The 13,016-nt window shown below is 56.9% G+C and carries 12 protein-coding genes; 5 read left to right on the forward strand and 7 right to left on the reverse strand.

Annotation, left to right across the window (positions count from 1 at the left end; all coding sequences use genetic code 11):
* Positions 1–2: 2 nt before the first annotated feature.
* From IB226_RS15990 to IB226_RS16020, 7 genes are all read right to left on the reverse strand, one after another.
* Positions 3–2,045: a pyridoxamine 5'-phosphate oxidase family protein gene (locus IB226_RS15990; protein WP_192236343.1), complete on the reverse strand. Its 2,043-nt coding sequence runs from the start codon at positions 2,043–2,045 to the stop codon at positions 3–5.
* Positions 2,046–2,055: 10 nt separating this feature from the next.
* Entirely contained in the window at positions 2,056–2,673 is a 618-nt protein-coding gene (locus IB226_RS15995; RefSeq protein WP_192236345.1) for a glutathione S-transferase family protein, read from the reverse strand.
* A 129-nt stretch (positions 2,674–2,802) separates the two neighbouring features.
* Positions 2,803–3,315, reverse strand: coding sequence for a ferritin-like domain-containing protein (locus IB226_RS16000; protein ID WP_101761860.1), 513 nt, complete (start codon positions 3,313–3,315; stop codon positions 2,803–2,805).
* Positions 3,316–3,385: 70 nt separating this feature from the next.
* Entirely contained in the window at positions 3,386–3,568 is a 183-nt protein-coding gene (locus tag IB226_RS16005) for a general stress protein (protein WP_101761861.1), read from the reverse strand.
* A 415-nt stretch (positions 3,569–3,983) separates the two neighbouring features.
* The gene (locus IB226_RS16010; protein WP_192236347.1) at positions 3,984–5,390 is read right to left on the reverse strand and encodes an MFS transporter; all 1,407 of its coding nucleotides are present in this window, start codon (positions 5,388–5,390) and stop codon (positions 3,984–3,986) included.
* A gap of 161 nt (positions 5,391–5,551) precedes the next feature.
* Positions 5,552–6,640 carry a tartrate dehydrogenase gene (locus tag IB226_RS16015; RefSeq protein ID WP_192236349.1) on the reverse strand — a complete coding sequence of 363 codons (1,089 nt, stop codon included), beginning with the start codon at positions 6,638–6,640 and terminating at the stop codon, positions 5,552–5,554.
* 18 nt (positions 6,641–6,658) lie between these two features.
* Positions 6,659–7,969, reverse strand: a complete 1,311-nt coding sequence (locus IB226_RS16020; RefSeq protein WP_192236351.1) for an MFS transporter — start codon at positions 7,967–7,969, stop codon at positions 6,659–6,661.
* 129 nt (positions 7,970–8,098) lie between these two features.
* On the opposite strand from IB226_RS16020, the gene IB226_RS16025 reads away from it, so the two are divergent.
* The 5 genes from IB226_RS16025 to IB226_RS16045 all read left to right on the forward strand — a co-directional run bounded on the left by IB226_RS16025 (position 8,099) and on the right by IB226_RS16045 (position 13,011).
* Positions 8,099–9,007 carry a LysR family transcriptional regulator gene (locus tag IB226_RS16025; RefSeq protein ID WP_192236353.1) on the forward strand — a complete coding sequence of 303 codons (909 nt, stop codon included), beginning with the start codon at positions 8,099–8,101 and terminating at the stop codon, positions 9,005–9,007.
* Between the two features lie 207 nt (positions 9,008–9,214).
* Complete coding sequence (locus tag IB226_RS16030) at positions 9,215–10,174, forward strand: LysR family transcriptional regulator (protein WP_192236355.1); 960 nt, start codon at positions 9,215–9,217, stop codon at positions 10,172–10,174.
* 340 nt (positions 10,175–10,514) lie between these two features.
* Entirely contained in the window at positions 10,515–11,969 is a 1,455-nt protein-coding gene (locus tag IB226_RS16035; RefSeq protein WP_192236357.1) for an NAD(P)-binding domain-containing protein, read from the forward strand.
* Positions 11,966–12,448: a hypothetical protein gene (locus IB226_RS16040; protein ID WP_192236359.1), complete on the forward strand. Its 483-nt coding sequence runs from the start codon at positions 11,966–11,968 to the stop codon at positions 12,446–12,448. Before IB226_RS16035 ends, IB226_RS16040 begins: the two co-directional genes overlap by 4 nt.
* Positions 12,445–13,011, forward strand: a complete 567-nt coding sequence (locus tag IB226_RS16045; protein WP_192236360.1) for a peroxidase-related enzyme — start codon at positions 12,445–12,447, stop codon at positions 13,009–13,011. Before IB226_RS16040 ends, IB226_RS16045 begins: the two co-directional genes overlap by 4 nt.
* The last annotated feature ends 5 nt before the right edge of the window (positions 13,012–13,016 follow it).

Here is a 13,016-nt window from a genome sequence, read left to right on the forward strand (position 1 = left end):
TCTCACAGCGCCAGCTGAATCGCCTGCACCTCATCCTCCTGCTGCGCCGGCCGCGCGCAGCAGATCAGCACTTCATCATCCGCCACTTGCGCGCTCGGTGGCGTTGGGTAAGTCACCGCGCCTTGCAGCAGTTTGGTTTTACAGCTGCCGCAATGTCCGGCGCGACAGCTGTACGCTGGGCTCAGGCCACGCGCTTCAGCCAGCTCAAGCAGCGAACCGGTATCCGGCGTCCAGCGCGCCTCTTTCAGTGAATTCATGAACTTCACCGGCACCGATTGGGTTGCTACCGGCAATAGCGGTTTTGCTTCTTTAACAATATCGTTGGTGCGCTGCAGCGACGACGGCCCAAAGGCTTCGGCGTGAATGCGATCGTCGGCGATATTCAAGGCGCGCAGCCCGTCGTACAGCGCCTGGGTAAATTGCGGCGGACCGCACAGATAGAAGTCGTAATCGTTAAACGGCAGCACCCGCGAGAGCAGCGCCATATCGATGCGGCCGGCAAAATCGTAATCAACATCCGGTTCTGCATCCGCCGTCTGGCTCAGCACGCGCACCAGTTTCACCGCGCCGTGCGCCGCCGCCAGCAACTGGTCGAGTTCGCGCACAAAAGGGCGCTCGGCTTTGCTGCGCGCCGACTGGAACAGAAACGTAGGGCGCAGGCGCTGTTTGCGCACTCCTTCGTATATCAGATGTCGCAGCATCGCCAGCATCGGCGTGATGCCCACGCCAGCGGCAAGCAGCACCGCCGGACGCGGTTCGCTGGCGTCGAGAGTAAAATCACCCGCCGGCGCACGCGCTTCCAGCGTATCTCCGGTGTGGAGATGATCGTGCAGGTAACGCGATACCACGCCATCGCGCTTGACGCTGATGCGGTAAAAATTCTCCGATGGCGCGACCGAAAGCGTGTAGGCGCGCATCAGCGGCTTATCCGTACCGGGCAACTGCAGGCGAATCGGCAGATGTTGACCGGCCAGATGCGGCAACAGACCCGCGCCATCATCCGGCACTAAATGAAACGAGCGGATCGTGGCGCTCTCATCCACCACCTTAATCACCTTGAACGGACGCCAGCGCGATGCCAGATCTGCTGCACGCAGGCGTTCGGCGGCGGCTTGCCAGTCGCCGGTCATCAGCGAACTGGGTGCGACGCCATCCGGCGGCGTTAACCAGCGTAAGGCGAGGGCGGCACGACGACGCACGATACGGCGCGGGCGAAACGTCCACAGCCGCTCGGCACCCTGAAAAGCGGCGATCTCGGGCGAGTCGAGAATCACTTCGGCATCGCCGCTCAGTTGCAGCGTGTCGCCGCTGGCGTAATCAACAAACAGCAATCCCGCTTTGCCATTATGGTGAATGTTGCCCAGCGTGGAGAAAAACAGATTGCCGTTGAAGTCGGGAATGGTCAGCAGACCACTTTCGCTCACGCGCACGAAACCCGGTTTGCCGCCGCGATGCGAGGCATCAACCTGTCGTTCGGCATAGGTGGCGACGTAGAAGGTATCCGCCGCGCCGATGCTGGCGCGCGCGGCATCATCCAGCGCGCTCAGGGTTTCCACCTCACCGCGATAAGGTTCAGCGGGAGGATGTGCAAAGTGAAAGTCACGCAGCTGGATATAGCGCGGGCAGTTGCCAAAACTCTGCTCCACCTGCACGCGAAAACCAGCGCCAATCGCTTGCAGCACGCCGTTCATGCGGTTACGTCGCCGCGTGTGCAGTTCGATGCCGAGCAGCCCAATCGGCGCGCCATCCTGCATGCCCGCCGCCGCGGGATCGCCTTGATGCGGACGCGCCTCGATATCCAGCGTGGTGGCATTGGGCGAGAAGATAAAACCGGGTTGGCCTTCCAGCAGCGTGGCCCACGCATCGCCGTGCGCATCCACGCTGCCCGCCACAATAAACGGCAGCTGCGCGTAGAAGTCGCGGTGTTGATCGGGCATGTGATCGCGGATCACGCGCTGGCCGACGTCCGCCATGCGCTCCGCCACACCCGCCTGTTGCTGAAGCGCAATTTCACCCTGATGCCAAACCGGTAGTTTCTTGCTCATGATGGTGGACTCAGGCGATGCTGCGCAGGCCAGCCGCAGTTTGAGGGAAGGGCACAAAGCCCGGCAGCGCTTCGATGCGACGCAACAGCGCGTTCACCGCCGGATAGCCGGAGAGATCGACATTGCCTTCTGGCGCACCCACGATATAGCTGTACTGCGCAACGTCGGCAATAGTCGGGCGATCGCCAACCAGCCATTCACGGCCTTCAAGATGCTGCTCAATGCGTGACAGCACCAGATGCGCGCGAGCAATCACCTCTTCAGGATTGAACGGGCGGCCAAACACGGTAATCAAACGCGCCGCGGCTGGACCAAAGGCGATATCACCGGCTGCCACGGTGAGCCAGCGCTGTACCGCCGCCGCGCCCTGCGCATCTTCCGGCAACCATTCGCTGCGACCGCTTTTCTTCGCCAGATAGACCAGAATGGCGTTGGAATCGGCAATAAACACGCCGTCATCTTCCAGCACCGGCACCTGACCAAACGGATTCATGGCGAGGAATTCCGGCGTTTTGTTTTCGCCAGATTTGAGATCAACATCGATGACTTCATGCGGTAAATCCAGCAGCGACAGGAACAGACGTGCGCGGTGAGCATGACCAGAAAGCGGGAAGTGATAGAGTTTCATGTTGCGGTTCCTTAGGTGTTGCTCGGGATAATCCCGAGCCTTGCCATAAGGTTCGCACAGACAATTTAGCGGCAGAATAGCCGGGTTAGCGAAGTCATTGTTGCGAAAAATGGAAGAATCGTGCCGGAGCTACTTCTTAGCTTCCACGCCTGGCGTAGCGGAGCGAACCAAATACTGTTCGGTCACGTCCGGCAAATGCGTCAAGGTCCAGTCGGCCATGGCGATTTCCTGCTCACGGATGCGCGAGAAGATATCGGCACTTTCGTGATCGTTGAGATGCTGCGCCGCCGCAATCAGTGAGGTGTAACTGGCAATCTCAAGGTGCTCAAACACGTGGCCGCTGATCGCGCCTTTCACCACTTCATCTTCCACCATCACGCCGCCAATCGACTGACCGAAAGCAGAGATTTTGCCGGCGAGGTCTTTCAATACCGATTGAGAAGTGGAGTAGCGATCGATCACGCTCTGCACCAGCGTCTGATGTTCACGGGTCTCAACAATATGCTGTTCGATACGCAGTTTAAGGTCGGGATAGTGTTCAAGGCGCGAGGCCATTTTTTCCAGCATGCTTTCAGCCTGTTTTTCCATGGCATGGGCATCTTTTACCCAATCGAGAAAGTGCTCTTCGCTGTTGTGGCTCATAATATTTTCCTGACAAATAAATAAAAGGAGATTGCGGCTGTTGCCGAATTACCGGCCAGCCGCAATAACGTTATGCGGGAGATTTATCGACGACTCGACGGCTTTTTTTACCGCCTTTTCGTCCCGCTTCAATCGCACGTTCTGGATTATTACGAAAATTGCCGCCGCTTAATTGGCCGCCTTTTTTACCCGCTTCGCGGGCTCTTTCCGGGTCCATGGCAAAATTGCCAGAACCGCCACGTGGTGCTGTCATAATGAATACCTCAGATAAAGGGGATAACGCATATTTCATTTGCTACTTAAGGTTAGCCCTAAAAGCCAAACGTACAACCAATTGCAATTAGGAATTATCCTAATAGGATTGAAATCGTTAAGTTATTTTACATACTTAAAATAATTTGATTTGGCAAAAAAGATAATTAAAGCTTCGCGATTAATGGGTGAGAGAAAATAATTTACCGCTGCGCTTATAACTTTTTTCTCTTCCAACGTGATGAAATAAATTAACATTCCTGATGCTTTTATTTATTTCTCAGACAGAGAGTGGCGACCAGATCATTAGCCATAATCTTAAAAGGGGTTTAATAAATATAAATGCTAATAAAAAAGGGATTATTTTAAGCGAAGCGCACTATTTCTGCTTTTTAACCATAAATAGTGCGTTGGGATTATTTTACCAGCACCTGCGCACCGGCGTTTTTCTCCAGTCGCATTACGTCAAATAGCGACAGCAGCACCAACAGCGCCACACCGGCGAAGGCGATATGAATATCGCTTTGCGCAATTTCGCTATGCTCCTGCCACAACATGGATGCGCGCAGGAACAGCGCCGCCAGCGCAATACCCGCGCTCATGCTGAACTGGAAGAAGATGCTGAACACCACCGAGGCATCGCTCATCTTGTTTTGCGGCACATCGGCGAAGCCCAGGCTGTTGTAGCAGCTGAACTGCAGCGAGCGCGACAGCCCGCCAACAAACAGAATCGCGGCAATCGCGAAGTAGCCCAGCGACGGATTGAGCAGCAAGCAGCCGAGCATCGCCGCAAGGCTGATCATGCCATTGAACATCAGCACGCGACGAAAGCCCCAGCGCTTCATTAACCAGGTTGTCGCTGGCTTCATCGCCAGGTTTCCGGCAAATACCCACAGCACCATCGCACCGGCCTGCGCCGCGCTCCAGCCAAAGCCAAGCTGAAACAGCAACGGCAGCAAATAGGGCACCGCGTTGATCGAGGCGCGGAAGAACGAGCCGCCAATCACCGCATTGCGGAAGGTGGCAATTTTCATCGCGCTAAACGGCAGCAGCGGCTGCGCATGGCGGAAGCTGTGACGATACGCCAGCCAGCTGCACAGCATGCCCAGCAGCAGCAACGGAATGCCAAAACTGAGATGCATCTGTCCCAGCGCTTCCAGCGCGATAATTAATGAGGTGCAGGCGGTGGCGGTAAGCACAAAGCCGCGCACATCAAACGGCCGCCGCTGTTCGCTTTTAAACTGCGGCACCAGATAAGCGGTGGCGATAATGGCGAGGATGCCGAGCGGAATATTGAGCCAGAAAATCCACGGCCAATGCCCGTAAGTAACAATCAATCCGCCCAGCGGCGGGCCGAGCACCGGCGCAATCAAGCCCGGCCAGGTAATAAAGGCGATGGTTTTCACCATCTCCTTTTTTTCGGTGACGCGCAGTACCACCATGCGACCCACCGGCACCATCATCGCGCCGCCAATCCCTTGCAGAATGCGACTCAGCGTGAACGTCGGCAGCGTGTCGCTCAAGCCGCAAAGGATCGAGGCGAGGGTGAAAATCAGGATGGCGCTGGCGAATATCGTGCGCGCGCCAAAGCGCTCCGCCAGCCAGCCGCTCATCGGAATGAACACCGCCACCGCCAGTAAATACGCGCTGACGCCAATGTTCAGCGCTACCGGGCTGGAGGCGAAGTCGCGCGCCATCTGCGGAATCGCGGTGGTGATCACCGTGGCATCGAGGTTTTCCATAAAGAAGGTCACGGCAACCAACAACGCTAACAGCAGGGTGCGATGGGAATTCGGTTTGGCTTCTCTGCCTGAGTCGATCATGCGAGGTCCTGCGAAAACAGAAGGATGCAAAGACTTTTAATGAAAAGCGCAACAGGTGCAAATCAAAATCACAGAATGCATGAGTCGTAGCGGCGCAATTCATTGCGCGATAAATCGCGCCGCTAAGCAATGTGCGATGACAGGATGCGCACTGGATAAAATCAGATGGCTTCTGCCACAGTAGCTTTTGCCTCAATAAACTCCACCACCGCACGCGTTACCTCAGCGGTATTCGCCGTGCCGCCGACATCCGGTGTCAAAATGCCCTGAGCGCAGACATATTCAACACCTTGCATAATCAGCGCCGCAGCATCCCGCTCGCCGAGATGCTCCAGCATCTGCACCGCCGTCCAGAACGTGGCGATCGGGTTGGCGATGCCTTTGCCGGTGATATCAAACGCCGAGCCGTGAATCGGTTCGAACATCGACGGGAAGCGACGTTCAGGATCGATGTTGGCGGTGGGCGCCACGCCTAAACTGCCCGCCAGCGCTCCGGCCAGATCCGACAGAATATCGGCGTGCAGATTGGTGGCGACAATGGTATCGAGGCTCTGCGGATGCAGCGTCATGCGATGCGTCATCGCATCCACCAGCATCTTATCCCACTGCACATCCGGGAACTCCTGCGCCACTTCAGCGGCAATCTCATCCCACATCACCATGCCGTGACGCTGGGCGTTGGATTTGGTCACCACCGTCAGCAGCTTGCGTGGACGCGACTGCGCCAGTTTGAAGGCATAACGCATAATGCGCGTCACGCCAACGCGGGTGAAGATCGCCACTTCGGTGCCGACTTCTTCCGGCAAACCACGATGCGCGCGCCCACCATTACCGGAATATTCGCCTTCTGAGTTTTCCCGCACAATCACCCAGTCGAGATCGCCGGGGCCGCGATTGCGCAGCGGCGAGGTGACGCCCGGCAGAATTTTGGTCGGACGCACGTTGGCGTACTGGTCGAAGCCCTGACAAATCGGCAAACGCAAACCCCACAGCGTGATGTGATCCGGCACGTCGGGCGCGCCGACCGCACCAAAGTAAATCGCATCAAACGTCTTCAGCGTTTGCAGGCCATCTTCCGGCATCATCACGCCGTGTTGCTTGTAGTAATTCGAGCCCCAGTCAAAGGTTTGCACCGCAAACGTCAGCTGCGGATCGTGACGCGTCAACGCGTGCAGCACGGCTACGCCAGCAGAGATCACTTCCGGGCCAATACCATCCGCAGGAATCGCGGCAATTGAGTAGTTACGCATGATGTTTCTCCAGTTAGGTCAATGTGTATGAGGATGAGCAAGCTCTGCGGGATGCGGTGTTTTGCCGCGGGCAGAGAGAATCAGAACCACAATCGCCGATAGCACCAGCAGCCCGGCAACAAAATAGAGTCCCCACGTATAGCTGCCCGTTTGCTGACGGATCACGCCAATCATCATCGGGCCGACAAAACCGCCAAGGTTGCCGATAGAGTTGATGGTGGCGATGCCCGCGGCCGCCGCGGGACCGCTCAGGAACAGCGTCGGCATGCTCCACAGCGGCGGTTTGGAGGCGCTGATGCCGACGGTGACCAGCGTCAGGGCGATAATCACCGTAAACAGCGTGCTGACGTTCCCGGCATAAATCAGTCCGGCAGCCGCCAGCAAACAGGCACCGATAACATGCCAGCTGCGCTCTTTGGTGCGGTCCGAATGGCGCGCCCACAGAATCATGCCGATCACGCCCAGTACCGCCGGGAAGGCGTTGAGGAAACCAATTTCTATTGAGGACGCGCCGAAGCTGCGGATGATTTGCGGTGACCAAATGCCCAACGTGTACAAGCCTGCGGATGTGCCGAAATAGACCAGCGCCAGCGCTAACACACGCTTATCGGCCAGTCCGCGCCAGGCGCTGCTGTGGCTTTGATTGGCCGCGCGCGCCTGTTCTTCGGCCTTCATGGTCTTTTCCAGCCACGCCCGTTCTTCATCGGTGAGCCACTTGGCTTTCGCCGGGCGATCGGTGAGGTAAAACAGCACCACGATGCCGAATATCAGTGCCGGTATCGCTTCCAGCACAAACATCCATTGCCAACCGGCGTAGCCAAGCAGGCCATGCATCTCCAGTAATGCGGCGGAAATGGGCGAACCTAACGCAGTGGAAAGTGGGGCCGCAGCCATAAAGATGGCGGTAACCTGCGCACGTTTCGCCGCCGGGAACCAGTAACTGAGATAAAGGATGATGCCGGGGAAGAAACCGGCTTCCGCTACGCCAAGCAGAAAGCGCAGCAGGTAGAAGCTGGTGGTGCCCTGCACAAATGCCATGCAGCCGGAAACCAATCCCCATGTGATCATGACGCGCGCAATCCAGATGCGGGCGCCGACTTTATGCAGAATTAAATTCGACGGCACTTCAAACAGAAAATAACCGAGAAAAAAGATTCCAGCGCCAAAGCCAAATACCGTGGGCGAGAAACCTAAATCCTGATTCATAGTTAATGCAGCAAAACCAATATTGACGCGATCGAGAAAAGCGATGAAGTAGAGCAGCATGATGAAGGGCACAATGCGTAACGTCACTTTACGCATCACCCTTTTTTCGAGGTGAGAGTTCATATTAAAGTGCTCCAGATTGTGTAGGGTGGTGTTATTTTTTGTAATCGAGTTCAGTATGCAGTTTTGCTTTGGCTTATCATCAGATGTGGATTATATAAACTATTTGCATAATCAGCGGGTGAGGGGAATGTGGATATAAATCAATTGCGTTGCTTTGTTGCGGTCGGTAAAGAACTGCATTTTGGCCGTGCCGCACAAAAGATGGAAATGATGCCTGCGTCACTTTCTCGCTTCATTCGTTTACTGGAAGAGGACCTCGGCGTGCGTCTGTTAAATCGATCGACGCGTAATGTTTCATTAACTGCCGAAGGCGCGCTCTTTTTTGACGACGCCAGCAAATTAATCGATCAATTTGATGCGCTGGCGAAACGTTTTAGAGTGGGATTAAAAGATGAACGCCGCACATTACGTATTGGTGCGATTGATAGTGCCGCGCGTGGATTAGTTCCGGCGTTACTTAATTTATTTGTTCCGCTGCATCCGCACAGCGATATTCATATTATTGAAGACAAAACCATTAATTTAATTCCGAAATTAAAGTCGGGTTGGCTGGATATGATTTTTATTCGCGAGCCGCAAAGTATTGATGCGTCATTAGCGGTGCGCTTTATCACGCGCGAAAGCTGCGTGCTGGCGGTGCCGATTCAGCATGTGCTGGCGGATCGTGAACGGGTGGCGGTGGCCGATTTTCAACACGAAGCGATGATCATTCCAGACCGGCGCACACGCCCGCACAGTCACGATCTCACCATGAGCCTGTTTAAACTGGCGGGATTCACGCCGCACATCGCGCAGTTTGCCGAAGAGAAGCAAACCATCCTGAGCCTGGTTGCTGCGGGGCTGGGATTGGCGGTGGTGCCCGCCTCGTATCGCACCATGAACAGCGACAGCGTTAGCTATATTGCGCTGGATCTGCCGGAGCAGATTAAAGGATTGCCATTGAGCATTGCCTGGCAGAAGGGCAACGAAGATCGGTTTCTGCGCGAGATGCTGCGCCTGTTGCATGAGCATCAGCGTGAGCTGACGGATAAGTTGTGATTTCCCTCACCTTAACCCTCTCCCAGAGGGAGAGGAAACTGGCCGCTGCGGAGTTCAACAATTCCCTCTCCCGCCTGCGGGAGAGGGCCAGGGTGAGGGGCAAAGCGCACTTTCCACCCTGTGGCTAATTCCCACCACTCTCTCTATGATGAAAACTTTCCCGCGCCAATGTCGGGAACGATCAATGAGTTAGGGAAAAATTGCGCGATGACCATTTTAAACGACCTGGATTTGCGGCAGCTGGAAGCCTTTTCGGCGGTGATCTCTGCCGGTAGCGTCACGGCGGCGGCGAAGGCGCTCAATCGCTCGCAGCCGGCGGTGTCGCGTTTGATTCAGGAGCTGGAACAATCGCTGGGTTATCCGCTGTTTATCCGCAACGGGCCGCGCATTCATCCTTCGGAAGAGGCGCTGCAGCTGCATCAATACGTGCAGAAAGCGCTGCTCTCGCTGCAGCAGATTCGCCTGCGCGCGCAGGAGATCGCCCATCAGCAGCATCGTCCGCTGAGCATCGCCGCCACGCCGGCATTGGCGGCGGGTTTGCTGCCGCAGGCGCTGGCCGCGCTGAATCTGCAGAACAAAGTGCAGATCATCAGTGAATCCGCAGTGCAGACGGCACATGCGGTGATCACTGCCGAAGCCGATCTCGGTTTATGCAGTTTGCCGCTGGAGCATCACGCGGTGGAGCTGCACTGGATTGGCCAGTCGCAATGCGTGGTGGCGCTGCCAGAGCATGACGAGCTGGCGGCGCAATCTCAGCTGTCGTTGAGCAGCCTGGCGGGACGCCGTTTGATTGCACCGTGGAGCCCGCAGCGGTTGCGCGGGCGCTACGAAAAGGCGCTGAAAATGGTCAAAACGCCGCTGCACGAAACCATCGAAACCAACTCCTCCGCCAATATTCTTGGCTGCGTGCGCGCCGGGCTGGGCGTGGCGATTCTCGAACCGGTCACCGGTTGGGGCATGCCGCTGGCCGGTGTGGCGATCCGTCCAATTGAGGAGGATATTCCCTACTACTTTGGCGTGATCACGCCGCAGGGAAGACAGATTTCAGCTGCCGCGCAGGCGCTGGTTGAGGCGTTAGCCAGCGCGGCCGCCGATTTGCTGCCGGGTTTTGAGCGTCTGCCCGCCAGCGAGCATCCGCGTATTATGCGGTTGATTAATCAGGATTAAATATCTCACCCCAATCGTATTTTTTAGCGGTGCGATAAATCGCGCCGCTCCGAAATATACGTGATGTCAGTCATCAGCCAGCGTATAAAAATCTTCTTTTAACAAGCCTTATAACATTTCCGGCATAAGATATAAGAAATCCATTGGTCAAAAGCTGAGCGCGATTATTGACTCTGTTTTAGGGCAAGAGGATTATGCGAAACCTTAGCTCTTACTATGTGATTTAGTGATTAATGACCATTAACTATGTGTTATCAGGATAATGGAAATGCACAATCACTTACGCGCTTTGGTGGTTTCATCCGCACCCTGGCCACCGCTTATTTCTGGGAAAACATGTATGACTTATGCCGCCGATGGCCTTGCCACGCTGGAAGCTCAGCTTCAGCAGGATCTGGAATATCTTGAACTGCCCGCTAAATCCTGGGTGCCCGAGCGCACGCAGGATGGCGCACCCGTGCGTGACGTGGTGGTGATCGGCGCGGGCATGTGCGGGCTGGCGGCGGTGGCGAAATTGCAGTTCAGCGGCATCAGCAATGTGGTGGCGTATGACGCCGCACCCGCCGGGCTGGAAGGTCCGTGGGTGACCTTTGCGCGTATGGAAACGCTGCGTTCACCGAAATCTCTACAAGGCCCGGCGCTCGGCATGGCGCAACTGACGTTCCGCGCGTGGTTTACCGCGCAGTGGGGCAAAGCAGCCTGGCAAGAGCTGGATAAAATTCCCAAAGCGCAGTGGATGGATTATCTGATTTGGTATCGCAAGGTGCTGAATCTGCCGGTGCGCAACAATGTGCGCGTCACCCATATTGGCTTTGCTGGCGATCTGATTGCGCTCGATGTTAGCGGTGCCGAAACCGGCCGCATTTACACTCGCCGTTTGGTGCTGGCCACCGGACGTTCTGGTCTTGGCGGCTTCGCCGTGCCGGATTTCCTGCAAGGTATCGAGCGCCAGTTCTGGGCGCACTCCGCCGACGACATTGATTTCGCTGCCCTGCAGGGCAAACGCATCGCGGTGATTGGCGCAGGTGCATCGTCAATGGATAATGCCGCCACCGCGCTGGAAAACGGCGCGGGCGCGGTGGATCTGCTGATTCGTCGTAAGCAGATGCCGCGCATCAACAAAATGACCGGCATCGGCAGTCAGGGCGTGGTGCACGGCATGCATCAGCTGCCGGACGCGTGGAAGTGGAAGTTTGTCGATTACACCGCCACCACGCAAACGCCGCCGCCGCGCTCCTCGACGCTGCGCGTATCGCGTCATGCCAATGCTCGCTTCTTGCTTAATTGCGGCATCAAAGCGGTTAAGCAAGAGGCCGATGGGCTGCTGATCGAAACCACGCAAGGCGCGCTGCGCTACGACTACCTCATTGCGGCCACCGGCTTTAGCAACGATTTCCACGACCGCCCGGAGTTTGCCGCGCTCGCGCCACATATCCGCAGCTGGCGCGACGGACGTTATCAGTCGTCAATGGGCGCGCCGCGAGCCAATCTGCTGGAAGCGCCGGATCTCGGTCCCGCCTTTGAATTCCGCGAACTGACACCAGGCGCATGTCCGCTGTTGGCGCACATTCACTGCTTCAACGATGCCGCGATGCTGACGCACGGCAAAGTCTCCGGCGATATCCCGGCGGTGAGCGCCGGTGCCGATCGTCTGGTGCGCGGCATTACCGCTTCGCTGTTTGCCGAAGACGTCGAGCAGCATTACGCCAACTTACAGGCTTTTGACACCCCTGAATTGCAGGGCGATGAATGGGTGGATTCCACGCCCTTACTCAACCAGGAGAACGCGCAGTGAGTGACGCAATTGATCGCGCAGTCGGCTTAAACGCTGAAGATGCGCTGTACGGCACGCGCCGCCTGCGCCCGGAATTTGTTGACGGCGCGGAGCAGTGCCGCATCTCGGTGCTGGCACCCAACGACGATCAGGGCTTAGCGCCGGATGTGCGTTTAGCGCTGGCGCAGCGTATGGCGCAGCTGAATAACGATGCCGCGCTGCAACAGGATTATCAGACGCAGCTGGCGGCGTTGCAGCCGTCAGAGGCGCTGCTGGCGCTGGCGGCAGGCGCCACCGAGCTGCCAGAACCGCTGGCGACCATCGCGCGCCACGCCGATCTCGTCACCCAGCAGCCAATGCACGCCACCGAGCAGCACATTCGCCTGCTGGAGCAGGCCGGATTGACTCATCCACAGATTGTGGCGCTCTCCGAGCTGATTGCTTTTATTAACTTCCAGACGCGCGTCGCGGCCGGATTACGCTTGTTGAGGTCTGCATGATTCCGTCGGTTAATCTCAAGCCGCTGCACTGGCATCCGTATATCGCGCCGGTTGAGGTAGAAGAGGCCACGCCCGCGCAGCTCGATGCGATGAAAGTGACGCCATCGAATAAGAAGATCTCCGAATATGTGCGCACGTTAGCACACGATCCCGACAGCTACGTGGCGCGGACCGTGCTGTTCAACGCCATTATGTATGTCGATGGCGGGCTGGATCGCGCGGATCGTGAACTCGGCGCGCTGGGTGCGTCGATCGTTAACGGCTGCAAATATTGCGCGGTGGTGCATGCGCGTCGTCATGTGCAACTGGCGGAGAGCGATGCGGTAGTGAGCGCCATCTACTTTGATCGTGCGGATGTGCTCGGCGAGCGTGATGCGGCGATCTACCGTTTTGCCCGCCGCCTGTCGGTGACGCCGTCAGAAGCCAGCGTCGAAGATATGGCGGCACTGCGCGCGGTCGGCATGAACGATCAGGAGATTATCGATCTGATCCACGCCATCGCCATTTTTGGCTGGGCCAACCGTCTGATGCATGTGCTAGGCCATGCTGACCTGAACAAATAAGGGCT

Source organism: Pantoea sp. PNT03, assembly GCF_014852515.1.
In the GTDB taxonomy this organism is placed as follows: domain Bacteria; phylum Pseudomonadota; class Gammaproteobacteria; order Enterobacterales; family Enterobacteriaceae; genus Pantoea; species Pantoea leporis.